The following is a 24,005-nucleotide window of genomic DNA, read 5'->3' as shown; positions in this document are numbered from 1 at the left end:
TCCTACTGGGTTCGCTGCTCTGGCGCAGCTGTTTCTTGTTCCGGGGTGCCGGTGTTCCACAGCCCGCGTGCGTGGCTGATGTGGCGGACCATCAGGTCGTGGATGGCCTCGCCGTCGCCGCGTTCCACGCAGTCGATCATTTCGTGGTGTTCCTGGGCCGAGCCGTCGAGCTGGTGGTTGTCCATCAGGGACTTCAGCCCGTACATCCGGGTGCGCAGGCGCAGCGAGGTGGCAAGTTCCACGAGCTGCTTGTTGCCGGCGAAGCTCAGCAGCCGGGCGTGGAACTCGCGGTCGGCGGCGAGGTAGCCGTCGGCGTCCTTGTCCATGGCCTTGCGCACGATGGTGTCGGCCAACGCCCGCAGTTCGGGGATGCTTTCGGCCGGGATCGAGGCCAGGGCGCGCTTGGTCGCCTCCGGCTCGATGAGCAGGCGGATCTCGGCGATTTCCTGCAGCTCGGCATCGGTCATGCCGGTGATCCGGAATCCCTTGTTCTTCACCGTCTCCACCAGGCCCTCGCGGACGAGGTCCATCATGGCCTCGCGCACGGGGGTCGCGGACACGCCGAAGGCTGCGCCGAGGCTCGGTGCCGAGTACAGCTCGCCTTCCACCAGGTCGCCCGAGATGATCGAGGTGCGAAGCCGTTCGGTGACGGTTTCGCGCAGGCTCATCTGGCGGTCTAGTTTTTCAATGGTGAACCTTGAATTGCCGATCATGCTATGTTCTCCGATTTCCACAGGTGCGCTCACGCGTTTTTACTCCTGTGATCTTCATACACCACTGCGGCGGAAACCAAGTCTTCCCATGCCATGCCCACACCCGTGTAAAGTGTCGGCTTGCCCGGGACGCGGCTGAATTTGCCGTTGACGAGGTCCTTGAGGTTCAGCGGGTTGATCTCTTTCCACTCCTCGACGCTGCGCGCGGGGATCAGGTCCCCGCTTTCGCGCCAGGAGGATGCGCGTCCCTCGACGACGACCTCGGAGCGCTTGACGAGCGTCTCGTCGACCTCGCGGGCATCAAGACCGTGCTGTCCCACCGAGGCGATGATTGCGTGGTCGGCCGGCAGCGATCCGTCGAAGAGCGGGGTCGGCGAGGAGGTCACGCACAGGATCACGTCCGCGTTCGGCACGTCCTGGACGCTTCCGCGGGTGACGGTGATGTCCTCGGTGGCCAACTGTTCGATCAGTGCCTGGATGCGCTCGGCGCGCTGGCCCACCACGGCGAAGCTGCCCTCGGGGAAGACCGCCTTGGCCGCACGGATGTGGTTGACGGCCTGGATGCCGGCGCCGAAGACCAGGACCTTGGGGGTCCGGGTGAACGGGCTGTCGCCCGGTGCGTCGGCGATGTTCTTGACCGCGGTCAGGGTCGCCGCCGGGGTGCGGATGGCCGTGAGTTCGGCGCCGTCCATCGAGGCGATGGGCGTGAGGTTCGAGGAACCGAAGAGCAGATAGACGCCCTGGATCTTTTCCCCGCCCTTGGCCGGGTTCAGCGGGGCGATGGTCGCGACCTTGAGTCCGGTGTAGCCCTGGCCGATGGCCGGCATCAGCAGGAATTCGCCGTCGGGCGCCGGCGCAAAGATGCGCGGCCCGTCGATTTCCGGATCCGTCTGGCCGCGCAGCGCGTCCTCGATGGCACCGATGGCGCGGTCGAAGGGAAGCGAGGCGCGAACCTCGGCGGCGTCGAAATATGGCAGCTTCACAGCAGGAATCCCTCCGGGAATGGGTCGCTCGGGTCAAGGAAGTACTGGGCGGTGCCGGTCAGCCAGGCCCGTCCGGTCACGGTGGGGATGACGGCGGGCAGTCCGCCGACGGTGGTTTCCTCGACCAGGCGGCCGGTGAATTGCGAGCCGATGTAGGACTCGTTGATGAAGTCGGTGTCCAAGGCCAGTTCGCCGCGGGCGTGGAGCTGGGCCATGCGGGCGCTGGTGCCGGTGCCGCACGGCGAGCGGTCGAACCAGCCCGGGTAGATGGCCATGGCGTGGCGGGAGTGCTCGGCGGTGGAGCCGGGGGCCTTGAGGTAGACGTGGTGGACGCCGCGGATGTCGTCGCGTTCGCGGTGCACTGGCTCGTCGGCCGCGTTGATGGCGTCCATGATGGCCAGGCCGGCGGTGATCAGGTCGTCCTTGCGTTCGCGTTCGAACGGAAGGCCCAGGTCGTCGAGCTCGACGACCGCGTAGAAGTTTCCGCCGAAGGCCAGGTCGTAGTTCACGGTGCCGTAGCCCGGGACCTCGACCGATGCGTCCAGGCGGTCGCTGTAGGAAGGCACGTTGCGGATGGTCACGGATTCCGCCTGGCCGTCCTTGACGGCGACCTCGGCGATGACCAGGCCGGCGGGGGTGTCCAGGCGCACGGTGGTGACCGGTTCGTGGACCTCGACCATGCCGGTTTCCACCAGCACGGTGGCGACGCCGATGGTGCCGTGTCCGCACATCGGAAGCAGTCCGGAGACCTCGATGTACAGGACGCCGAAGTCCGCGTCGGGACGCGTGGAGGGCTGCAGGATCGCGCCGCTCATCGAGGCGTGTCCGCGCGGTTCGCACATCAACAGGGTGCGGATCCAGTCACTGTGCTCCATGAACCAGAGGCGGCGTTCCGCCATGGTGTCTCCGGGAATGGTGCCGATGCCGCCGGTGATGACGCGGGTGGGCATGCCTTCGGTGTGGGAATCCACTGCGTGGAAGATCCTGTTGGTGCGCATGGTGAAAGCTCTCTGGTGAATCGTCGTTGATTGCGGTGCCGCCGTTGGCCGGCCCCGTGTCCACGGGGCCGGCCAACGGCTATGCAGTTTCGAGGTTACTTGTAACCCTTGGCCACTGCAGCCTCGGTGTCTGCGATGACTGCGGCGCGCACGGCGTCGGTCAGCGGGCCACGCGGCGGACGGCATACGCCGCCGTTGAGGCCGACGACGTCCATCGAGAGCTTGATCGACTGGACGAACTCGGTCTTGGTGTCCCAACGCAGCAGCGAGTGCAAGTCGCGGTAGATCTCGCGGGCGCGCTCCAGGTCCGACAGGTTGCCGGAGGTTGCCAGGCGGTAGAGCTCGACGGTTGCGTGCGGGATGGCGTTCGGGTAACCGGCAACCCATCCAACGGCGCCGGCGAGGCCCATTTCCAGGACGGTGTCATCGGTGCCGATGAGGATATCCATGCCCGGAGCCAATTCCTTGATTTCGTAGGCACGGCGCGGATCGCCGGTGAATTCCTTGATGCCGACGATCAGGCCTTCGTGGAACAGGCGTGCAACCAGGGCCGGGGTCAGGTCGACCTTGGTGTCGATCGGGTTGTTGTAGGCAACAACCGGCAGGCCGGCGGAGGCGGCGAGGCGGAAGTGCTCGACAACCTCGTCGTCGGTGGCGCGGTAGGTGTTCGGCGGCAGGCACATGATGGCGTGTGCGCCGGCATTCTTGGCCTGCTGGGCCCACTTCTGGGTCTGCAGTCCGCCGTAGGCGCCAACGCCGGCCATGACTACGAAGCCCTCCGGAGCGGCGGCAACGGCGGTCTCGATGACCTTGGCGCGCTCTTCGTCGGACAGGGTCTGGTATTCACCAAGCGAACCGTTCGGGGCGATGCCGTCGCAACCGCTGCTGGCAAGGAAGCGAACGTGGTCTGCGAATGCTTCGTAGTCGACCGAGTAGTCGTCCTTGAACTGCAGCGCCGATGCGACGATAACTCCGTGCCAAGGCTTCTTAGTGGTGCTCATGTTGTGTTCCTTTCAAGGGGACTTTTCAATGTTTTGCAAAGTTGTGGGCGATGCTTTCGACTCCATGCCGTACATCACTTTCAAATAGTATCATGTGACATTGCACAGAGGGAAGGGGGCGGGGGAAACTAGTTCTTCCGAGTCTCGCCCGAGGCCAAGACCACCGGGCTTTCGGCGGTTTCGTCCGCCTTTTCGACCCAGAAGTCGGCTCCGCGAATACCCAGGGCAATCGGGTCGAAGACCGGGTCGAGACCCGCCTTGCACTGCCTGTCATAGTCGCGGGTGACCTTGTAGACCACCGAGGTGAGCGCCAGCAGGCAGAGCATGTTGATCCAGCCCAGGGTTCCGTAGCCGATGTCACCGATGGCCCACATCGCATCGGCACTGATGATGCCGCCGAAGAAGGTGATGCCGAGCATACCCAGCTTCAGGGCCCAGTCCAGCACCGGGCTGTCATCGCGGCCGGTGAGGTAGACCAGGTTGGTCTTGGCGATGTAGAAGAACGCAACCAGCGTGGTGAAGGCGAAGAAGAAGAGCGCGACGGCCACGAAGCCCGGGCCGACGCCCGGCAACACGGTGCTGATTGCCTGCTGGGTGTACGCGGCGCCGGCCTTGAGGTCGGGCACGCCCTGGATCAGGACCGTGCCGTCGGGGGCCGTGACGTTGTAGGAGCCGGTCATGATGATCATCAGGCCGGTGGCGGAGCAGACAACGACGGTGTCGATGTAGATCGAGAAGGCCTGGACCAGGCCCTGCTTGGCGGGGTGGGACACCGATGCCGCCGCGGCTCCGTAGGTCCCCTCCCCCACGCCGGCGACGTTGGAGAACACCGCGCGCCGCACGCCCCAGGCCACGGCCGCACCGACGATGCCGCCGAAGACCTGGTGGACGCCGAAGGCCGAAGACAGGATCAGGCTGATGGTCGGAATGATCTGCTCGAAGTTCACGGCGACGATCACCGCTGCGGCAAGGATGTAACCCACGGCCATGACCGGGACCATCAGCTGTGCGGCACCGACGACGCGCTTGGTTCCGCCGATGATGACAAAGGCCATGAGTGCGGTGACGCCAACCGCGCTGACCCAGGTGGGAACGTTGAACGCCGTCTCGACGCTGGAGGCGATGTTGTTGGACTGGACGCCCGGGAACACGAACCCGTAGCCGACCATGGCCACGAGCGACACCGTGACGGCCAGCCACTTGAGCTTCAGGCCGTGCTCGATGTAGAACGGCATGCCGCCGCGGTGCTCGCCGTTGATGCGGCGCTTGTAGACCTGGGCCAGGGTGGATTCGGCGAAGGAGCTGGCCGATCCGAGCAGCGCACAGACGACCATCCAGAACAGCGCGCCGGGGCCGCCGGCGGCGATTGCCGTTGCCACGCCGGCGATGTTGCCGACGCCCACGCGGCTTGCCAGGGTCAAGAGCAGCGCCTGGACCGGGGAGATCCCGTCCGAACTGTTCTTCTTGCTCAGGATCTGGCGGATCATGTCCGGGAACCGCCGGAACTGGACGAATCCGGTCAGTACGGTGAAGAACAATCCGACGGCCAGGGCGAAGTACGCCATGGGGTTCCAGATCGCATCGTTGATGCTGGTGAGCATGTCCATATGTTTTTTCCTAACGTCTTCTCGAACGCATCGGGGATCCCTCAAAACGGACCCGCATCCCGATGCGACGAAGCTAGCCATTCCGGCAGTTTCAAAGCCTCTAAATTTCGCGAAACCGGTCGGGGTCCACCCCGCCGAGTTCCGTCCAGATGCGTAAACCCTCGAACTCCACTGCCGCTCGACGGCTCCCCTTGGGCCGCACGGGCACCAACGCCCATGTGCTCCACATCACCAGTGTATGCAATGGTACATGTCACATTTTCGCGAATCAAGGATTTTATTCGTCTAATTTGGGCCGAAACCGTGCCGAACCACCAAGTTCGCGGCATTCCGCCCCTCACTGGTATTTATGCAAATATGCAGACATGTGAAAGGAGCCCGGCCCATGGAAATCAATCCACGGGCCGGGCTCCCCGGTCCAACAAGGCGGCCGTCCGGCGCCATGCGCGGACCGCGCTCCGTCTAGTCTGTGCGGCTGGTGACTTTTGCGATGATTCCGAAATGATCCGTGTTGGGTATTTTGACTCGTTCCCATGAGGTAGTCGACAAGTCACGAACCAGGACATGATCGATGGCTGTGAAAGCCGGAATCGGCCCCGAGGCTGGCCATGTGGAGATCGGCAAAATACCTGCGGATGCTGCGGTGTCTGTAAAGCTACTTGCGATTTCCCGAAATTCGGGGTGGGCGTAGCTTGCGTTGAAATCACCAGCCATCACGAGTGGCAAATCAGTGTTCTCGCTCTGCCAGGAGTTGATTGATTCAAGTGATTTCTTCCACTCAATAGCTCCACTTATGGGCGGATAAGGGTGAACTCCCGCGATTCGGATGGAACCAAGCTGTGGATGATCGACTGTGGCGACGGGTTGATCAAATGACGTAACCCCCGCTGGTACAGAAATTTCATCCTCTTGCTGCAATGGATATTTAGACAGCATGGCTGTTCCTGCTGTACCGCCGGAAGAAACAGTTCCAGAACGATAAGGAAGCATCTTCTTAATGTCTGGAGAGAGTAAGGACTTGATCAAATACTCGTCTGCTTCAATAAGGATCGCAATATCGACTTCTTGATTCTTGATGACAGCTGAAAGTGATGAAACATCAGCCCCACCCCGTTCAACATTGATGCTCAGAACAGATAGGGGTGCAAATTTTGTCTCCGCTGAGACCTCGCTTGGAACCAGCAAAGGAATGCCGCCAATTATCGAACCCAGAAGCAAAATCAGCGCAGGCAATCGTCGTCGACGAAAGAACATCATGGCTAGAGACAACGCCACAGCTACTACGCAGAATAGTGGGGCGAGAGCTTGAACTATGGGTACGAAGCCAAAAGCAAGTATTTCCAGGTGGGGTATGCCTGCTAGAAATAGCGCTGAAAGTGCCGCGGCACCTGTCAGCTTCGGGGAGCTTAGGAACAGGTGCCGGGGTCGTGAATCATTCATGGAAGACGTCATTTAGAGAGCTGAGCTGTCCATGAGTTCGATCCATCTGTGTTTGCTTCCTTCGTAAAGGAAATCGGTGTCTGCGCAGAAATAACGCTTCCTCCACTTTCCGGTGATTCACAGAAATTTACCTCTGTACGAGAGAAGACACTTACGCCAACAACCTCTGAATCAGTGGCAAAAATAAGTTCGCCCTTTGACTCCGAATCCAGGGGAAGATCCCGAGCTCCTGGCCAGTTGAATCCAAGTGAGTCCTTGATATCTTCAGGTTCTAAGAACGGGCATCCAACGACCACGCGACTGAAATCACCTGCTTCTGCAAATGCAGAAGCGAGAGTAACAGTTTGAGTTGGCTCCTCGTTCAATGCCTTACTGAGCGAATCAACGGAAAAGGCATCTTGGTTCGATCCGCTGCATGCAGTCAGCATCAAAATGCCAATCACACCGCACCAGAAACCTGCGGGACCTTTGTTCACTTGAGTGTTACCAGCTTTCCTTTTGTAGCGTACGTAGAGCATTGGTTGAGCATCCAGGTGTATGAAGCTCCGCGATTTGAGCCGATGGCTCACCCTGTGGCGTTGTTTTTAAGGTCCATGGAGCGCTCTTTTGCAGGACCTTTGTTCACGTCTTCGTGATTGGTTGCAATGATCCCCGCGTAATTTGATCCCATAGATTTCGTCATCCGGGCATTCCAGTAGCAGTGCCTGAAAGCATCGCCCTTTCCGTTATGCAATGTTTTCTTCGCAAAGCGCTTGGAAGCTTCCTTGCTTGCCACATCCGCGTGTGTTCGACCAGCAGCGCACTTTGCTATTGCGAAATTCCCGACACCAACCTTAGCTACACAGTACGCAGCTTCTTTTGCGGACCCGTAAAAGTCACCGTAAGTATCTTGGTATGCCGCGTTGGCTGGGGCTACCGAGGTACTCAGCAAAAGCATCACAGTAGCCCCAGTCAACGCAACTCTCTTCAAGAGTTTTTTCATAATACAGTCATCAAATTCGTAATCGGATGCGAGTAAGAAACCCTAGTAAAACACACTGAAATACGTTGTATTAAAACTGCTTGAATCATCCTGAAAGACCATCAATTTTGATGACCTTATTGCATCCAATCACTATGTAGAATGCCCGAGCTCCGTGAGCATCCGCCTTTGCTGCTGCTAGAACCCGAGGCCTCGGCCGTCGTGTCCGCGGTCATGGACGGGGTTCATCCAGCCGCAGTATGGCGTGGTGGTTTCCGGAGCGCTCTGACACCTTCCCTGCGCCGGATGTACCGATACCTAGGGTTGTGTTCGCATTGATGGCCTGGCGTGTCTTCTCGGGGTCGGTGACCACGTTTTCCAGCGTCTTGACTGCGGTATTGTGGGCCCGACCACGCTGGAGAATTTCGTCAAGGCTCATTGCCTTGAGCTTCTCCAGCAGGGGCACAAGTTCCGGCGGGAACTTGTGCATGGTTTCCTTCCATACCGGTGCCAGCGCGGGGTTTCGGTAGAAACGGCGAGAAATTGCGCGCTAGCCCAGCGGTCCGCCGACCGATTCGACCATCGACACCAGCCGCGGGAACACGCTCGGGGACGAAATGCCGTCATGCTCGAACTCGTTGGTCACCCAGGCCTGCAGGTTCCCGACCTGCGCCGCCGTTTCCAGCGACAGCGGCGCGTCCACGTACATGTCGTCGAAGTAGACGACGGCGGCGACGGGAACCTGGTTTTCCGCCAGTTTCCGCCGGTCGTACAGCGGACCCCAGTCGTCCCGGCGGGCCATTTCGTTCACCGCGGCGCCGAAGGGCTTCAGCAGGCGGATTTCCTCGAACATCCACGGGTACATCATTTCGCCGGTCATCAACAACGGGCGGGCCGACTCGGCGAATTCCGGGTGCAGCTCGATTTCCTGCTGGGCCGCCCAGGCGGTTGCGCCGCTTGCCCCGTCCGCGAAGATGCTTTCCTGCATCACGGCAAACAACGGGTTCTCCGCGTAGTTGCTGCGCCCCTGGATCTGGGTCAGGAAGGTGTCGCTCAATTCGCCGCCCTCGTCGAACGCCTCGTCGACAAGCCAGGCCATGCGCTCAAACCCCGGCTTCCTGCCGAAGTCGATGCCCAGGGACTGGAAGCGGCGCACCGTCAGCGTATCGCCGTCGGGCAGGCGGACATCGCCCACGGCCAGCCGGTCGGCGATCTTCGCCATGGTTTCCATGTGGTGCCCGTAGCGTGCGTAGAATTCCTCGTTCTTCGCCTTGGTGCGCACGTAGGTCCGGCGATAGACCTCCGAGGCATCGGGTGTCAGGCTCGGCAACCCGCCGGTGATGTAGCAGGCGTCCAGCGCCTCCGGCGCCTGGCCGAGGTAGGTCAGCGTGAGGAACCCGCCGTAGCTTTGCCCCAGCGTCGTCCACTTCCGTCCGCCGAAGACGGTCTTGCGCAGGAATTCGGCGTCGGAAACGATCGAATCGGCCCGGAAGTGGCCCAGGTACTCGGCGCCGGAGGCCGCGTCCGGGAAGCGTTCCATCGAGGCCGCGGTGATCCGGCTGCTGCGTCCGGTGCCGCGCTGGTCGAGCAGGAGCACGCGGTGCGTCTTCAGCGCCTCGCCGATCCACCCGGACTTGTCGAGAGGGCGCGGGCCCTTGCCGCCCGGTCCGCCCTGCAGGAACAACAGGACGGGCAGGTCTCGGTGTGACTGCTCCGCGGAGCACAGCTCGCGGGCGAACACCTGGATGGTCCGTTCGTCGGGCTGCGCCCAGTTCAACGGCACCGTCACCACATGGTCACGTATCTGCATTCCTGCTGCCGTGTATTCGGTCTTGATCAATTTGCCACTCTCTCCATGGATTGATGCCTACGTCTTGCCCGCTCGGGGCGATTGCTCGTTTCCCCCTCATGCATGCGTGCCCACCGCGTTGCCGCCGGGCCGTCCAAAACGGGAGGGCTGCTCGTCGGAAACAACAGAAGCCACGTGAACGCCCCGAACGGTGCAGGTCAAGCTACCGATCGACGGTCCACATCCGAAGCCACATGCGTAGGGCCGAAACGACCGTTCGCCGACCTTGACACGCTCTTTTCTATGCAATGTACTATTGCATAGAAGTGCTCTCATTCACAGCGGAAGCGCAAAAATCTCAGTGGCCGGTATCACCTATGACAGGGAGCGGTTCCATTGCCCTTCGCCCTTATGTGCCCCTCAAGTTCAAGCACCTTCTCCCGCGGTTTGGGCGCCAGGTTTCTGGCGCCTGACCCTCACGCCAACCGACACGCATGAGAACGGATCCGAACAACATGACGACAGCATCCATCCAGATCAGCAGCATCGACTACCACACCGGTGGTGAGCCGTTCCGGATTGTCACCGATGGCTACGGTGAGCTTGATGGCCTGACCGTTGCGGAGCGCCGTGTGTCGGCACAAAACAGCCCGGCCGTCGAGAAGATTCGCCAGCTCCTGGTCCAGGAACCCCGCGGACACACGGACATGTACGGCTGCTTCATCACCGAGCCCGACGACTCTGCCGCAAGCTTCGGAGCAGTCTTCTGGCACAAGGACGGATACTCGACGGCGTGTGGACACGGCACGATGGCGCTGGGCGTCTGGGCCGTCGAAGAGGGAATCGTTGAATCCGACCCCAACGGAACAAGCGTCGTCGTGATCGACGTTCCCTCGGGGCGCGTTGCCGCACACGTCGAATCCCGCGATGGCATCGTCCGCGGCGTCACCTTTGAAAACGTTCCGTCCTACGTCGTGGGGCAAGACCTCAAGGTCGACGTTGACGGCAAGAAGTACACGGTCGACCTGGCCTACGGCGGAGCCATCTATGCGTGCCTGGATGTTGCCCAGCTGGACCTGGACATCACCAAGGAGAACTACTCCGAGCTGCGCTCCATCGGCCGCGCCGTGAAATGGGCCTGCAACGACCTGCCCGAGGCCCAGCACTCCGACCCGCGCCAGAGCGGTGTCTACGGAACCATCCTGTTCCAGAAGCTCGAAGACCTCTCGACGGGACCGAACCAGATCAACATGACGGTCTTCGCTGACGGCGAAGTTGACCGCTCCCCCTGCGGCTCGGGCACCTCGGCGCGACTGGCCTGCCTGGCCGCCACGGGCGAGATCACCGAGAATTCGCTGAAGCACGACTCGATCGTGGGCTCGACCTTCATCGGCACCGTCCGGCCCCACGACGTGTCAGGCTCGCAGTTCCCCGCGGTCATCCCGGTGGTCACCGGCATGGCGTACCGCACCGGACGCCACCAGTTCGATCTCAACCCGGATGACGAACTGGGAACCGGCTTCACCCTGTTCTAAATCCCCGAATGCGTTGAGCCGGTTTCGCCGATGGGTTGCAGGCTTTCAGGGAACCTGCGGCCCATCGGACACTGTCCCGAAGCGGGCGGCCGGCGACGTTCCGAGGCAGGCCCTGCATGCAGCTGGATACCGCTGCAGCGCCCGCGCTTCCACGAAATGGAGAGTACCCGTTGATCGACCTTGGGCTGGATGCGATATCCAGGCAGTTCGACGCTCTGGCTTCCGGCGCGGGAACACTGGCCGGTGAATCAATGCCCGCGAGGCCACTCCCCCACTCGGAGATCGAGTTCATCACCGTCAGGAAAAGCCTTGCCACCGCGTATGCGGACATTCAATACCGGGCACGCCGATCGCTCGAGGCTTTCGACCGCGGAATCGACGCACCGGATACCGAGGGGATGGAGAGGGCTCGACGTGACGCCCTGGAACGCGGCGTTCACTACCGGGTGGTCTACGATCCGGCGGCATTCAAGCGAGAGTCGCGCGCTCCGCTGGTTCCGAGTTCCGCCCTTCACGAATCCAGCGCTCGCGTCTCCTCGATCGTTCCCACTCGCTTGGTCATTCGGGACGGGGAAGAATCGCTGGTTTTCAGCAGTGCAAACCACCCGAGCGGGGTCCTGGGGGTTCGAATCCACGACCCGTGCTTCGCCGCATTCCTCAACGACACCTTCGAAACCATCTGGAAATCCGCGACGCCCCCGACCAACGACCGCAGGTCAACCTCGCCGCTGCTGAGCAGTGAAGAACAAGAGATACTGCGATTGCTTGCAACCGGCCTCACCGACGATTCCATCGCTCGCGCGCTCGGCGTCAGCTTGCGGACGATCCAGCGCAAGGTGCAAGCCATCCAGAGAAGTTTCGGGGCAACAAGCCGCTTTCAGCTGGGAGCCCTGAGCGCGGCGTAGGCTGGCTGACAAAGCAGCACGCCGATTTCAGTTCGAGAGGCACCACATGCCAGCCAAGACAATTGTCATCACCGGCGCCAGCGATGGAATCGGCGCGTCCTCCGCCCGACAGCTCACGGACCTCGGCCATCAGGTGGTTGTGGTTGGCAGAAACCCCGAGAAGACGAAGGCCGTCGCAGCGGAGCTGGGTGCCGAATTCCATCTCGCCGACTTCGCCGATCTGGCCCAGGTGCGCACTCTCGCCGCCGAACTCCTGGCCACTTATCCGCGTATCGACGTCCTCGCAAACAATGCCGGCGGGATATTCTCGCCCGTCCGGGAAACGACCGTCGATGGTTTTGAACTCACTTTCCAGGTCAACTACCTGGCACCGTTCCTGCTGACGCAGCTGCTGCTTGACCGGCTGCTCGACTCACAGGCCACCGTCGTGAACACCTCGAGCCTTGCGAACCGCCTGTATGGACGGGTCGATCTGGACGACCTCAATGCGGAGAAGTTCTACAGCCCCAACCGCGCCTACGGGAATGCCAAGCTGCAACAGATCCTGTTCACCCGTGAATTGCAGAAACGCTATGGCTCCCGAGGGCTCTCCGCCGCGGCATTCCACCCGGGCATAGTCGCCACGAGCTTTTCCAGCTCGCCGGGCGCCTCCATGGAAGGGGTCTACGGCAACAAGCTTCTTTCCAAGTTCCTTGCCTCGCCCCAGAAGGGCGCAGACACCCTGGTATGGCTGGCCCACGGAAACGCCCGCGTCGACTGGCCGGCTGGCGAGTACTTCACGCGCAGAAAGGTCTCTCGGACCAACCCGCAGGCCAAGAACCCCGGGCTGAGCGATTCCCTGTGGGTACGCACGGAGGCCCTGCTCAAGGACGACTGACCGGAAACACAAGACTGGTGGGTGGCAAAACAACCTTGGGTCCGCCACCCACCAGAAGCCTATTCGTCGCAGCTAGGCTCCGGCGCCCGGCGATCCTGCGATGTTGACCATCCAATCGATGCCGAACTTGTCACTCAGCATTCCAAACCAGTCGCCCCACGGGGCCTGTGCCAGCGGCTGGCCAATGGTGGCGCCTTCGGCAAGCTTGTCCCAGTAGCCCTGGAGCTCGTCCTTGTCCTCGCCGCTGAGCGTGATCGAGATGGCGGTGCCGCCCTTCCATTCCATGGATTCAGGGGTGTCCGCAGCCATGATGTTCAAGCCATTCGGCCCTCGAAGGTGCCCGTGCATGATCTTCGCATCGTCCGCGGGGTTGTCGGTCTTGGCGAAGTCGAAGTCCGCGAAGGGTCGCAGGTCCAGTTCACCGCCGAAAACCGACTGGTAGAACTCCAGCGCCGGGCGGGCTTCCCCGCGGAAGCTGATGTAGGGATTAAGGATTGTGGCCATGCTGTTCTCCTGACTTGTCGAGGTCTAGCAAGTTGCCATTCTGCACTGCGACAAGGACAAAACGGAAGAGCCCTGCTCGTAGTGTGCCGCTGGCCCCGTGATTTGTCCCGCCCCCGGGGAAGCCGCGGGCCCGGCGTCGTTCACCGATGTTCCGCCCTGTGGCCCCGGGGAAACGCACTAATATGGACTTCATGGAACCCCCTAGCTCCGAGCCAACCCCCGACGTCGACAAGCCCGCCGATCCGCAGGTGCTGGAGCCGTTGATGCAAGAGGTCGAGAAGCAATTTTCGATCATGGCCGTCAAAGCCCGCACCGCGATCCGCAAGCGTGCGCTGGACATCCACCCGGAGCTGCAGCCGCTGGGCTACAGGGTCCTGTCGATTTTGGTCAGGCAACAGGCACAGCAACAAATAGTCCTGGCATCGGAACTCCACGTGGACAAGGCCACCATGAGCCGGACCATCAAGCAATTGCAGAGCCAAGGACTGGTGACCAGGGAGCCCGACCCGAGCGATGGGCGCGCCATGCTCGTCAGCATCACGGATGCCGCCCGGGAAGCATGGGTCGCATCCGGGACACGGGCCAGGATCCTGATGCGCGAGCGGTTGTCGAATTGGGAACCGGATGAGATCCGTCGTTTTGCCGACTTGCTGGCACGGCTCAACGACTCGGAGTCTGAGCAGAGCGAGGGTTAGTCGTCGCCAAACCATGATCGATACCGCCGCCCGGGCCCCAGCAGCCGAGACTTTCCGGCCCCACGCGGCTCGGATGGCACTTGTGATCATTTCGTTGCGCTGGACGGCGATGCTTTTCGCCATTTCATGGCCAAACGCCGGTACGCTCAAAATCTAAGGACGCACCTTAGACATCATTCACTTGCACCATCATCTTTTTCGCGGAGGAAAAATGACTCAGCCGGCCGACAACCAGCCACAGTTCAATGGCGCTGCCCCGTACCAGGGAGCACCTACGTACATCCAGAACAGCCCCGAGCAGCTGCGCGGCGCCCAGCTTGCCCAGACTTCCATGATCCTCGGCATCCTGTCACTCTTCGTCGTCGGGATCATCCTTGGCCCGATCGCCATTTCCAAGGCCAAGAAGGCAGAAGAGCTCCACACTGCGGCAACCGTCGGCAAGGTAACCGGCTGGATCGGAACCATCCTCGCCATTCTGAGCATCATCGCGTTCGTGCTCATCACGGTCGTAGCCGGCATGGCCGCTTCCCAGTCGTAAATCCTCACGAAACCATGAAGATGGCGGCCCACCAAGAATTCAAATCTTGGAGGGTCGCTATTTTTGTGTTTTTGCCAATTGCCCGGCGGCACCCAAGGCAATCTCGGAATTCCCCGAACCGGAATTCTCCGTCTGCGGCGATCCTCCGTTGGCCCAACCCATCTGCAAACGACCGGAATCGCCACGAACCGAAGATGACCCAAGGGCGAGCCTCAAGTGCACCTGCAGTCATCTTTGGCGTCCCGACAAGGCATCTTGCGCCTTTTGCCGTGGGGACTCCGCTAGTCTCGATTCAACCGGATGTTCCGCCGCATGGCCTCCGGCAACCAGAGCTATCACGTCGGAGGAAACATGACACAGTACCCGGAGCTAAATCGAGGCCAACAGCTTGCCCAGACCTCGATGATCCTGGGCATCCTTTCCCTTTTCGTTCCCCTTGTCGGCATCGCCTTGGGCATCATCGCCATCAACAAGGCAAAGGAGGCCGAGCAGTTGAACACCGACGCGACGGTCGGCAAGGTGACTGGCTGGGTCGGCACCATCTTGTGGATCCTGTCAGTGATTCCCTTTTTGCTGCTCATCCCATTCTTCTTGCTCACGCCCTTCTTTTTCTCCACAGGCAGCTGACCCGGCACGCAGCTGACATGGCGGCAGGATCGTCCCCCGTTTCATGACGCTGCATGAAGCATTTTCTTGCCTCGCGCTCGGTATCCCCGGCACACTTGTCAACAGAATCACGAGTTCCAACCATTCACGACCCTGGTCGGTTGGACGGCAACCCCCTTCGTCATAGCGGGGTGCTCCAGGTGAAGATTCGACGCCGTCCAACCGGACCGGCGTAAGTATGGCGACGTGGTTGGCACGCGCCACCACGGAAGGATCGATCTCCCATGTCTGAGACCCTGCTCGAAACCACCCCCGACATCCTGCGCGCCGAGAAGCTCAACGCGGCCGGAAACGCCTGGGGCGAGCGCATCACGGCGGACACCGCAAGTGCCTCGCTGACGTTCAAGGCCAACGGAACCGCCGTCGGCTCCGTCGCCACCGAAGTCACCGCCGGCAAGCACACCTTCCTGGTCGACGAGCCGGTCGGCCTGGCAGGGGACGACGCGGCGGCAAGCCCCGTCGAGTACGCCTTGGGCGCATTGATTTCCTGCCAGGTGGTCGTCTACCGCCTGTACGCCCACCAGCTGGGGATCAAGATTGATTCGCTGGACATCGATGCTGAGGCAGACCTCGACGTGCGTGGGCTCTTCGCAATCGATGAGACGGTTCGCCCCGGCTTCGGCGGCGTCCGGCTCAAGGTGACGGTGTCCGGCCCCGAGACCCGCGAACGCTACGAGGAGCTGCAGGCGGCCGTCGACGCGCACTGCCCGGTCTTCGACATCATTGCCAACCCCACGCCGATCAGCGTGGAACTCGTCGTCGCCGACTAACTATTTGCAGCAATTGATCGAGGGGGCCATCCGGCGGGTGGCCCCCTCGTCGCGTTTGGGCGGCCGATGACGGGCGCATTCGGCCGATCGCCCTATATCACACCCGGTTCGGATGAACACTGGCTCAGGGCCACTGTCGAGTCTTCCCCGGGGTGGCCCGATTCTCATTTTGTGACGAACGCCCGTCATAATAGTCAGTGTCGTTTCGTTGAATCTGAGCAATCAGACGGTATCTCCGAGCGACATTTCCGGGCCTAGCAGGCCCAGATCAAAGACTGTGGCATGGTCTTGATCCAGATAGACCACCGCCGGGAAGCTACCAATGCATCAGCAATACTGTGCCTCGGAGCGGACGAGAACAAGGTTATCCATTCGACCATCTGTGGCTCACGCCTTCGGATTGGCAACCTTGCGTGACGCTCTGTATAGTCCACCACCCCGAATTTCCCCGGAAAAAACCGCACTAATACAGGGATGTGCGGTATGTGAGAAACCAGACACACGTCACGCAGCGGCACCAGCACACGGATCCCCTGTGAGCAAAGTCGCTTCAATGGCCTCCGGTGGTGTTGCATGACACCCATGAGCAGAACTTCCGTGACACTTGAAAATGAATCGCTGGTGCAGCGTGGCACCGCGAACACCGTCGGCGACGGCACCGACGCCGGCAAGCCCGACAACGAACTCAAGCGCGGGCTAAGCAGCCGCCACCTCCAGATGATCGCCATCGGCGGTGCCATCGGCACCGGCCTGTTCGTCGCTTCCGGAGGCACGATCGCCCAGGCCGGACCCGGCGGCGCACTCGTCGCCTACGCGCTGGTCGGCCTGATGGTCTTCCTGCTGATGCAGTCGCTCGGTGAAATGTCGGCGAAGATCCCGGTGGCTGGCTCGTTCCAGACCTATGCGACCCGGTTCGTTTCCCCGTCCTTCGGGTTCGCGATCGGTTGGAACTACTGGTTCAACTGGGCCATCACCGTGGCCGCCGAGCTCGTGGCCGCCGGCATCATCATGGACTTCTGGTTCCCCGGGGTCCCCGGATGGATCTGGGCAGGCTCGTTCCTGGTGCTGCTCACGGGGGTCAATGCACTCTCGGCCAAGGCCTTTGGCGAAAGCGAGTTCTGGCTTTCCATGATCAAGGTCGTGGCCGTCGTGATCTTCCTGATTGCGGGCGTACTGATGATCGTCGGCATTCTCGGGGACACTTCCCCGGGCCTCAGCAACTGGCAGAACCGCGAGGACGTCTTCCACGGCGGCTGGGTATCGATCATTTCCGTCTTCATGATCGCCGGGTTCTCCTTCCAGGGCACCGAACTGGTGGGCGTCGCGGCAGGCGAGGCCAAGAATCCTCGGAAGGAAGTCCCCAAGGCCATCCGCTCCGTCTTCTGGCGCATCATGATCTTCTACATCGGCGCCATCTTCGTGATCGGCTGCCTGATTCCGTTCACCGACCCGAGCCTGCTGGCCTCCGGCGAAGCCGACATCGCCGCCTCGCCCTTCACCCTGGTCTTTGAGCGCGCGGGCATCGCCTTTGCCGCGGCCCTGATGAACGCCGTGATCCTGACGGCGATCCTCTCGGCGGGCAACTCCGGCCTGTATGCCTCGACGCGCATGCTTTACGCCATGGCCCATGACGGCAAGGCCCCGAAGGCCTTCGGCCGCACCAATTCCCGTGGCGTGCCGATCAACGCGCTGCTGGCCACGGCCGCCGTGGGGCTCTTCGGGTTCCTCAGCGCCATCGTCGGGCAGGGCGCCGCGTACGCCTGGCTGCTGAACGTCTCGGGCCTGTGCGGGTTCATCGTCTGGGCCGGAATCGCCCTGTCGCACTACCGGTTCCGGCGCGGCTTCCTGGCGCAGGGCAACAAGGTCAGCGACCTGCCCTACAAGGCATCGTTCTTCCCCATCGGGCCGCTGCTGGCCTTCGCCGTGCTGATCGTGGTAATCGCGGGACAGAACTACGAGGCAGTGCTGGCCGGTCGCGGCATGGAGGTACTCTCCTCCTACATTGGCATCCCGATCTTCCTGGGGCTGTGGATCATCCACCGCCATGTCACCAAGTCGCGCGTCGTGTCGCTGCTGGAGATGGACCTTTCCGGTCCCAAGGACGTCGAGGATTACGTCGAGGAGTACGCCGACTCCAAGGTCTAGCCCGGTTGGATCCAGGCCCGACGACAAAGCCGCAGTTGCCCAAGACCATGGTCTTGGGCAACTGCGGCTTTGCTTGCAATGGGCCCGAGGCCTGGCCGCGGGCGGGGAAACTACTCCACGCGCCGCAGGGCCGGCCGGCGGTAGGCGCTTGCCGCGATGCCCAGCAGCAGCTGGAGCACCACCACGCCCAGGAGCAGGACCAGCGGAACGGTCCAGGCGCCGGTCAGCGCAAAGAGCAGGCCCATGCCGAACGGGCCGCTGGTGGCCACCAGGTAGCCGATCGACTGCGCCAGCGTGCTCATGGCCGTGGTTTCCTCCGGCGTTTCCCCGCTGTGGGAGATGACAAGCAGCACCAGCGGGAAGATGGCAAAGCCGACGCCAAGCGCGATCGCGCTGATCCAGGCCAGGTCCAGCGGCAACAGCAGCAACCCCGTGACGCCGATCCCCGCGGCCACGGAGCAGGTCACCATGGCCGAGCGCAACTTGTTGAGCTTGTTCGCCATCCACAGCACAAACATCGTTGCGGGAATCGACATGATCTGCAGGAGCCCGAGCATGATGCCCGCCTGGGCGGTCGGCATGCCCCGGAAAATCAGGATGGTCGGCAGCCAGCTCATGATCGCGTAGGCCAGGATGCCCTGGACCGTGAACAGCCCGGTGATCACCAGGCCGCGCTTGGTGCGCAGGAGGCCCAGGGCGCTGGCCCGGGGGCCGGCGGCAGGCGCCGGCTTCCCGCTGCGGGCCATCAGGATGAACGGGATGAAGGCCAGCGCGCCGGCAAAGGCGAGCAGGCTCCATGCGGCCAATCCCAGCGTGGGCGACCCCGCGGCCATCGCCAGCGGCACGCTGAGCGAGGATGCGGCGGTGGCTCCGATGGACATGGTGATGGTGTAGACACCGGTCATCATCGAGGTCTTGTGGGCGAAGTTTTCGCGGATGAACGAGGGCATGGCCACGTTGCACAGGGCGATGCCGCACATCGCGGCGACCGTTCCGGCCAGCAGTGCCCAGGTGGCGGGAACCCCGCGGAAGGCAAGCCCGGCGCCCAGCACGCACAAGGCCAGCATGATGGTTCCGCTGAGCCCCAGGCGTCGGGCCACCCATGCGGTCGACGTGCCCGCCGCGGCGAAGACCAGCGTCGGAATGGAGGGAAGCAGCGCGGCAACGAAAGGCCCGTACCCGAGGAACTGTTGCAGGTCGTGGTAGAGCGCCGAGGCGCTGGTGATGCCCGCCCGCAGGTTCAACCCCACCAGGATCACGGCCAGCAGCGAAAGCAACAGGAATCCTCGCGAGACCCGTTGCGGGGTCGGTTGTGGATTTTCGTTGTCCGCTGTTGGTTTTTCCTTGTTGGGCATTCTCACAGGGTACGGGTCGAGCCCGTTCGGGAGCCAATGTGCTGGTGGCAAGGTTGCTCACATCAGGTGAGCAATTGGGGCGAACGGGGACAACCGGCTGCCATCGGCGGAACGCCTGAAGCAGGATGTCCCCACCGGCAATTTCCCTGGATCCTAAGATGCGCCGATGTCGCGGTGCCGCAGCGCCAGCACGCTCACGACGATGAACACCAGACTCAGCCCGCCCAGCCCCGCGACCGCCGCCCACGGGACGCCCTCGACCAGGGGCGACCCGCCATAGGCCCAGTAATAGGGCGAAAAGTTGTGCAGCCACTGCAGGTCCTGGCTCTGGTTTCCCAGGGCGTTGAAGACGTAACCGACCACCGCGACCGCGGTGCCGGCGATGATGCCGAACAACCTGCGCCCGCTCAGCGCCCCCGCCACCAGGGCGCCGGTTCCGCCCAGCAGCGTCAGCAGCACAAACATGAGCACGCCGGCAACGACCTTGGACGGATCGATGCCCAATTGCGCGGGCCCGTTGAGCGCCAGGATGACCACCAGCACCAGGAACGCCAGCAGGAGCATGCGGATGACCAGCGCCGCCGCGCGTTCCAGCACCACCTGCGTGCGGGTCACCCCGTGGGCGAGCGTGAGTTCCAGGAGTCCGGCCTCCTCGTCGCCACCGATCGCGGCGGCTCCCCACGAGATGGCGGCAATGGACATGAGCAGGAAGCCGGTGAGCCCGAAGAACGTGGCCTGGGTGTAGCCGGGGCCCGAGGCAATCTGGTCGTAGTTCAGCGCCTTGATCATTTCCTGCGGCAGGGAGGCCAGCAGCTCGCGCATCTGCGGGCTCCCGCCAATGCTCGGATACAACGGCAGGTACAACGACATGATCGCCAGCAGGCCGATGCCCCACCCGAGGGTCGAGCGCCAGGAATCCGCCAACGCCTTGCGCAGCAATGGATAACGTTGGGTTTTCACTTGCGTGCCACCTGCGGCAAACGGGAATCTGGTCCCCTGTCCGATGAGTACATTTTCAACACCGCTTCCTCGAGATCAGGTTCCTCGATCACCAGGTCCAGGACCCTGGTGCGGGACAGGACGTAAATCAACGGCTCGACAGACCCCTCGATGCTGGCCCGCGCCTCGATCACTCCGCGGTCGCCTCCGTCGTGTACCTGGCGGACTTCAAGGTCGCGGATCCCGGGAATGCCGGCGCAAAGGTCGCGCGCGCCCTGCCGGTCGTGGCCGGGGAAGAGCACCCGCACGTGCCTGATGGCGCTTTCGCGCAGGTTGTCCACCGTGGAGACCGTGACGAGCGAGCCTTCGCGCAGGATCGCGACCTCGTCGGCCGCCTGCTGGATTTCGCTGAGCACGTGCGAGGAGAGGAACACCGTTTGGCCGTTGTCCTTGGCCTCGCGGATCAGGGCCAGGAATTCCCGTTGCATCAGCGGATCCAGGCCGCTGGTCGGTTCGTCGAGGACCAGCAGTTCCGGTTCGTGCATGAAGGCCTGGACGATCCCGAGCTTCTGCTTGTTGCCCTTGGAGAGCCGGCGGGCCTGGTTGTCCAAATCCAGGTCAAGGCGCTCGGCCAACGCCTCGACCATGCCCGGCTTGACCGGGCCGCTGATCGCCGCGAAGTGTTCAAGGATCTTGCGTCCCGTGGTCCGGCTTTCAAGAATCAGTTCGCCGGGCAGGTACCCGATCCGCCTGCGCAGCTCGGGGCCGCCCTGGGTCGGGTCCTTCCCGAGGACCTCGATGGTCCCGGCGCTGGGACGAATGATGTCCAGCAGGCAGCGCATGGTCGTGGTCTTGCCCGCGCCGTTGGGCCCGATGACCCCGAAGATGCTTCCGGGCTGCACACTGAAGTCGATGCCGTGCAGCACTTCCTTGCTACCGTACTTCTTGCTGAGGCCTGAGACCTTGATGGCGGGATCCACTTATTGCTCCTCGGATTTGGCAGGGGTTTCGAGGGCGGCACGGGCCGCATTCAGGAAGCGCTCGTCCGTGTACAAGGGGTGAGTGTAGAGGTCCACCACGGGGACGCCGAGGAGGTTCACGGTGCCGACGCCGAACTCTTCTTGGCCGAGGCTTCGTGCCACGTGCCGACCAAGCACCAACATGCCCATGGAGTTTGTGGCCAGGACGACCGCTGCCGCCCGCAGGTCATCGATCTTTCGAATGCTTCCGTTCGCGATGCCGGCCTCGAGCATGTCCTTGGTCATGGCAACAAGTGCATCGAAGAATGCGTCGCCCAAAGCCGAGTCGTCCATGATGGCCTGGCGGATGTACGCAGTTTCGGCCATGTAGGCATCGGGCTTGCTGAGGTATTCGGCCATCATTTTTTGCAGGGATGCAACATCTGCCTTGTCCACGGCCCGTTGCGAACTGATGCCGAGGATGTGCCGGTCGCAGGCCTCGCGAAGGCCGGCCTTGGAAACAAAGTGGTGGATGACCAGTCCGGGGCTCACCTGCGCGGCCGCGGAAATGTCTCGGATCGTGGTGTTCGCGAATCCGTGTCGGCCAAAAAGCTCGATGGCCGCGTCCCTGATCTTGGATCTTGTGGTGAGATCCTCACCATCTGTACGCATGTTTAAGATGCTAAACACGTGTTCAGGATTTGGTAAGAGGCGAAAGTACCAAAGCGGGATATTTATTCGCCCGGGAGGCATGGGCGCCGTCGACAGTAAGCCGGCCTCGCATTTTCACGGCCTGTCGGGCCGCCCGAAGCCGTCCGCCCCCAGCCAACCAAGGGGTTCATCGCTGGAGGTATTTCTTTGCGGAAAAAGGGCATTGACAGCGGCCCCTCGCGGCCTGACAGTTTCGCTATACACACCTGTACAACGAGGCAGAAGGGACGGCCCACCATGGGCATTCAAGGGGAATCGCGACTAACCATCGTGCAACCGGGGCAAGGACGGCAGGGCGATCTCGGAAGCATCGGGGTTGCCTTCAAGCTATTTGGCGAGCAAACCAATGGGCAGATCTCGATCGTGGAGCACCCGTTCCCCGTCGGGGCCCTGGTTCCGCCGCACCTGCACACCCGTGAAGACGAGTATTCGATCGTCCTTGAGGGCGAGATCGGGTTCAGGTCGGGCGACCGCGAGGTGGTGCTGGGTGCGGGAGGCTACATCACCAAGCCGCGCGGGGAACTGCACACCATGTGGAACGCCGGCAAGGTCCCGGCGAGGATGATCGAAATCATCAGCCCCGCGGGGTTTGAGCATTTCTTCTGGGGGCTGGCCAACCAACTCGAAGCGGGGCCTCCCGATCCCGAGGCCCTCGACAAACTGGCGGCCCACTACGGGATCGAGTTCGCCGACGCCCCGTGGCTGCCTGACATCATCGCCCGCTACGGATTGACGCCACCCATGATCTGACGGGAACGGGTCGCAAGTCGCATGGATTCCGGGAACGGCCGAAGGCCCGGGGCAAGGCCTACGGAACCCGCAGGGTCTCCGGAATCCACTCGCGCACTTGTCCCACGGCGGCTTCCAGGGTCGCCAATGCCTCGGCCAGGTTCAGGCGCGCCAAGAGCAGCGCGCTCATCGCCAGCCCGGCGACAATTCGCGCCCGCGCAAGAACCAGGGAATCGGATTGAGCCGGATCCATGGAGTGCAGTGCACCGGCCACGCCATCGCGCAACTCGAGCTGGTACCCGTCGATCAGCAGCCTCAGTGCTTCGTCGTTGCCCGCGATGCCTGCGGCCGTGTTCATCAACAGGCAGCCGCGGTTCGCGGTCTGCTCCGAAGCCTTCGCCAGGTCGACCGACAGCGACTTCAAGTAGTTCGAGATGCCGTCATTCGCGTGCGACGAGTCGCGCAGCAGGCTCAGGCGCGGCCGAAGGATCGTGTCCATGTAGTCCTGGATCACCGCGTCGAAAAGCCCCCGCTTGGAGCCGAAGCCGTTGTAGATGCTTGAACGGCCCAGCCCCGTGGCCGTTTCAAGATCCGTGATCGACGTGGCCTCAAAGCCCTTGTCCCAAAAGACGCGGCGGGCATCGCCGAGCGCCTTGCCGGTGTCGAATTCCTGCGTTCTGGCCATGAGTCCCGAAATCCCCTTGTTTTGTGTAACGGTCATTCCAGTATATATTGGAACGACCGTTACACAATCACTCCAACGACCCAGGGACACGCCAGATGCTGCCGATCACCATGATCTTCGCCGGCCTTGCCGCCGCAATCCACGTGTACATCTTTATCCTCGAATCCCTGCGCTGGGAGCTTCCCGCCACCCGCAAGGCCTTCGGGATCAAGACGGACGCCGAAGCCAACGCGACCAGGCCGCTGGCCTTCAACCAGGGCTTCTACAACCTGTTCCTGGCGGCCATGACGGTTGCGGGCATGGTCTTTGTGCTTGCATCCTCCCCCGTCGTCGGAGCGACGCTGATTTTTGCGGGCACCGGTTCAATGCTGGCAGCAGGCCTGGTCTTGCTCCTTTCATCTCCCAAGCTGGCGCGCGCGGCGATGCTCCAGCTCACCGCACCCGCCCTGGCCATCATTTTCGGCCTGTTTGCCTTCACCCGCTAACTCCCCCTCCCCAAT

The 24,005-nt window shown here is 62.4% G+C and carries 26 protein-coding genes and 1 riboswitch; of the genes, 10 read left to right on the top strand and 16 right to left on the bottom strand.

The genetic code is table 11. The features are described 5' to 3' along the window. Positions 1-2: 2 nt before the first annotated feature. From ACIQLF_RS03650 to ACIQLF_RS03605, 10 genes are all read right to left on the bottom strand, one after another. A complete protein-coding gene (locus ACIQLF_RS03650) occupies positions 3-713 on the bottom strand; it encodes a GntR family transcriptional regulator (RefSeq protein WP_400294413.1) in 711 nt (236 codons plus the stop codon). A gap of 29 nt (positions 714-742) precedes the next feature. Further along, a complete protein-coding gene (locus ACIQLF_RS03645; RefSeq protein ID WP_400294411.1) occupies positions 743-1,696 on the bottom strand; it encodes an ornithine cyclodeaminase family protein in 954 nt (317 codons plus the stop codon). Continuing rightward, the gene (locus ACIQLF_RS03640) at positions 1,693-2,694 is read right to left on the bottom strand and encodes a proline racemase family protein (RefSeq protein WP_400294409.1); all 1,002 of its coding nucleotides are present in this window, start codon (positions 2,692-2,694) and stop codon (positions 1,693-1,695) included. The genes ACIQLF_RS03645 and ACIQLF_RS03640 overlap by 4 nt, the downstream gene beginning before the upstream one ends. A gap of 95 nt (positions 2,695-2,789) precedes the next feature. After that, positions 2,790-3,695 carry a dihydrodipicolinate synthase family protein gene (locus tag ACIQLF_RS03635; RefSeq protein ID WP_400294407.1) on the bottom strand — a complete coding sequence of 302 codons (906 nt, stop codon included), beginning with the start codon at positions 3,693-3,695 and terminating at the stop codon, positions 2,790-2,792. A gap of 128 nt (positions 3,696-3,823) precedes the next feature. Beyond that, positions 3,824-5,302: an alanine/glycine:cation symporter family protein gene (locus ACIQLF_RS03630; RefSeq protein ID WP_400294405.1), complete on the bottom strand. Its 1,479-nt coding sequence runs from the start codon at positions 5,300-5,302 to the stop codon at positions 3,824-3,826. Between the two features lie 462 nt (positions 5,303-5,764). Continuing rightward, positions 5,765-6,559: an endonuclease/exonuclease/phosphatase family protein gene (locus tag ACIQLF_RS03625; protein WP_400294403.1), complete on the bottom strand. Its 795-nt coding sequence runs from the start codon at positions 6,557-6,559 to the stop codon at positions 5,765-5,767. A gap of 191 nt (positions 6,560-6,750) precedes the next feature. Continuing rightward, entirely contained in the window at positions 6,751-7,260 is a 510-nt protein-coding gene (locus ACIQLF_RS03620; protein ID WP_400294401.1) for a hypothetical protein, read from the bottom strand. Between the two features lie 47 nt (positions 7,261-7,307). Beyond that, on the bottom strand, positions 7,308-7,517 hold the full coding sequence (locus tag ACIQLF_RS03615) for a DUF6973 domain-containing protein (RefSeq protein WP_400294399.1): 210 nt from the start codon (positions 7,515-7,517) through the stop codon (positions 7,308-7,310). 418 nt (positions 7,518-7,935) lie between these two features. Next, complete coding sequence (locus tag ACIQLF_RS03610) at positions 7,936-8,193, bottom strand: hypothetical protein (protein WP_400294397.1); 258 nt, start codon at positions 8,191-8,193, stop codon at positions 7,936-7,938. Between the two features lie 60 nt (positions 8,194-8,253). Beyond that, positions 8,254-9,543, bottom strand: coding sequence for an alpha/beta fold hydrolase (locus tag ACIQLF_RS03605; RefSeq protein WP_400294395.1), 1,290 nt, complete (start codon positions 9,541-9,543; stop codon positions 8,254-8,256). Between the two features lie 464 nt (positions 9,544-10,007). Here ACIQLF_RS03605 and ACIQLF_RS03600 point away from each other — a divergent pair, with 464 nt between their 5' ends. From ACIQLF_RS03600 to ACIQLF_RS03590, 3 genes are all read left to right on the top strand, one after another. Continuing rightward, complete coding sequence (locus ACIQLF_RS03600; RefSeq protein ID WP_400294393.1) at positions 10,008-11,027, top strand: proline racemase family protein; 1,020 nt, start codon at positions 10,008-10,010, stop codon at positions 11,025-11,027. A gap of 116 nt (positions 11,028-11,143) precedes the next feature. After that, positions 11,144-11,932, top strand: a complete 789-nt coding sequence (locus tag ACIQLF_RS03595) for a LuxR C-terminal-related transcriptional regulator (RefSeq protein WP_400294391.1) — start codon at positions 11,144-11,146, stop codon at positions 11,930-11,932. 46 nt (positions 11,933-11,978) lie between these two features. After that, on the top strand, positions 11,979-12,809 hold the full coding sequence (locus tag ACIQLF_RS03590) for an SDR family NAD(P)-dependent oxidoreductase (protein WP_400294389.1): 831 nt from the start codon (positions 11,979-11,981) through the stop codon (positions 12,807-12,809). 72 nt (positions 12,810-12,881) lie between these two features. Here the strand turns inward: ACIQLF_RS03590 and ACIQLF_RS03585 are convergent, their stop codons facing one another. Further along, the gene (locus tag ACIQLF_RS03585; RefSeq protein WP_400294387.1) at positions 12,882-13,313 is read right to left on the bottom strand and encodes a VOC family protein; all 432 of its coding nucleotides are present in this window, start codon (positions 13,311-13,313) and stop codon (positions 12,882-12,884) included. A 191-nt stretch (positions 13,314-13,504) separates the two neighbouring features. Between ACIQLF_RS03585 and ACIQLF_RS03580 the strand changes: the two genes are divergently transcribed. The 5 genes from ACIQLF_RS03580 (at position 13,505) to ACIQLF_RS03560 (ending at position 18,127) form a co-directional block, all read left to right on the top strand. Then, on the top strand, positions 13,505-14,008 hold the full coding sequence (locus ACIQLF_RS03580) for a MarR family winged helix-turn-helix transcriptional regulator (protein WP_400294385.1): 504 nt from the start codon (positions 13,505-13,507) through the stop codon (positions 14,006-14,008). A 211-nt stretch (positions 14,009-14,219) separates the two neighbouring features. Then, a complete protein-coding gene (locus tag ACIQLF_RS03575; RefSeq protein WP_400294383.1) occupies positions 14,220-14,546 on the top strand; it encodes a hypothetical protein in 327 nt (108 codons plus the stop codon). Positions 14,547-14,858: 312 nt separating this feature from the next. Continuing rightward, positions 14,859-15,173, top strand: a complete 315-nt coding sequence (locus tag ACIQLF_RS03570) for a DUF4190 domain-containing protein (RefSeq protein WP_400294381.1) — start codon at positions 14,859-14,861, stop codon at positions 15,171-15,173. Between the two features lie 105 nt (positions 15,174-15,278). Continuing rightward, positions 15,279-15,397: riboswitch (SAM riboswitch) on the top strand. Positions 15,398-15,436: 39 nt separating this feature from the next. Then, a complete protein-coding gene (locus tag ACIQLF_RS03565; protein ID WP_400294379.1) occupies positions 15,437-15,982 on the top strand; it encodes an OsmC family protein in 546 nt (181 codons plus the stop codon). 582 nt (positions 15,983-16,564) lie between these two features. After that, positions 16,565-18,127 carry an amino acid permease gene (locus ACIQLF_RS03560; RefSeq protein WP_400294377.1) on the top strand — a complete coding sequence of 521 codons (1,563 nt, stop codon included), beginning with the start codon at positions 16,565-16,567 and terminating at the stop codon, positions 18,125-18,127. 110 nt (positions 18,128-18,237) lie between these two features. Here the strand turns inward: ACIQLF_RS03560 and ACIQLF_RS03555 are convergent, their stop codons facing one another. The 4 genes from ACIQLF_RS03555 to ACIQLF_RS03540 form a co-directional block, all read right to left on the bottom strand. Further along, the gene (locus tag ACIQLF_RS03555) at positions 18,238-19,482 is read right to left on the bottom strand and encodes an MFS transporter (RefSeq protein ID WP_400294375.1); all 1,245 of its coding nucleotides are present in this window, start codon (positions 19,480-19,482) and stop codon (positions 18,238-18,240) included. Positions 19,483-19,635: 153 nt separating this feature from the next. After that, positions 19,636-20,442: an ABC transporter permease subunit gene (locus ACIQLF_RS03550; RefSeq protein WP_400294373.1), complete on the bottom strand. Its 807-nt coding sequence runs from the start codon at positions 20,440-20,442 to the stop codon at positions 19,636-19,638. Further along, positions 20,439-21,401, bottom strand: coding sequence for an ABC transporter ATP-binding protein (locus tag ACIQLF_RS03545; protein ID WP_400294371.1), 963 nt, complete (start codon positions 21,399-21,401; stop codon positions 20,439-20,441). Before ACIQLF_RS03545 ends, ACIQLF_RS03550 begins: the two co-directional genes overlap by 4 nt. Beyond that, the gene (locus tag ACIQLF_RS03540) at positions 21,402-22,052 is read right to left on the bottom strand and encodes a TetR/AcrR family transcriptional regulator (RefSeq protein ID WP_400294369.1); all 651 of its coding nucleotides are present in this window, start codon (positions 22,050-22,052) and stop codon (positions 21,402-21,404) included. Between the two features lie 276 nt (positions 22,053-22,328). Between ACIQLF_RS03540 and ACIQLF_RS03535 the strand changes: the two genes are divergently transcribed. Continuing rightward, the gene (locus ACIQLF_RS03535) at positions 22,329-22,841 is read left to right on the top strand and encodes a cupin domain-containing protein (protein ID WP_400294367.1); all 513 of its coding nucleotides are present in this window, start codon (positions 22,329-22,331) and stop codon (positions 22,839-22,841) included. A 58-nt stretch (positions 22,842-22,899) separates the two neighbouring features. On the opposite strand, the gene ACIQLF_RS03530 is transcribed toward ACIQLF_RS03535, so the two are convergent. Further along, the gene (locus ACIQLF_RS03530) at positions 22,900-23,541 is read right to left on the bottom strand and encodes a TetR/AcrR family transcriptional regulator (RefSeq protein WP_400294365.1); all 642 of its coding nucleotides are present in this window, start codon (positions 23,539-23,541) and stop codon (positions 22,900-22,902) included. Between the two features lie 59 nt (positions 23,542-23,600). On the opposite strand from ACIQLF_RS03530, the gene ACIQLF_RS03525 reads away from it, so the two are divergent. After that, complete coding sequence (locus tag ACIQLF_RS03525; protein ID WP_400294363.1) at positions 23,601-23,990, top strand: DUF1304 domain-containing protein; 390 nt, start codon at positions 23,601-23,603, stop codon at positions 23,988-23,990. Positions 23,991-24,005 lie beyond the last annotated feature (15 nt).

This window comes from Paeniglutamicibacter sp. NPDC091659, assembly GCF_044756805.1.
Taxonomy (GTDB): domain Bacteria; phylum Actinomycetota; class Actinomycetes; order Actinomycetales; family Micrococcaceae; genus Paeniglutamicibacter.
This window is presented reverse-complemented; position numbering and strand designations above follow the sequence as displayed.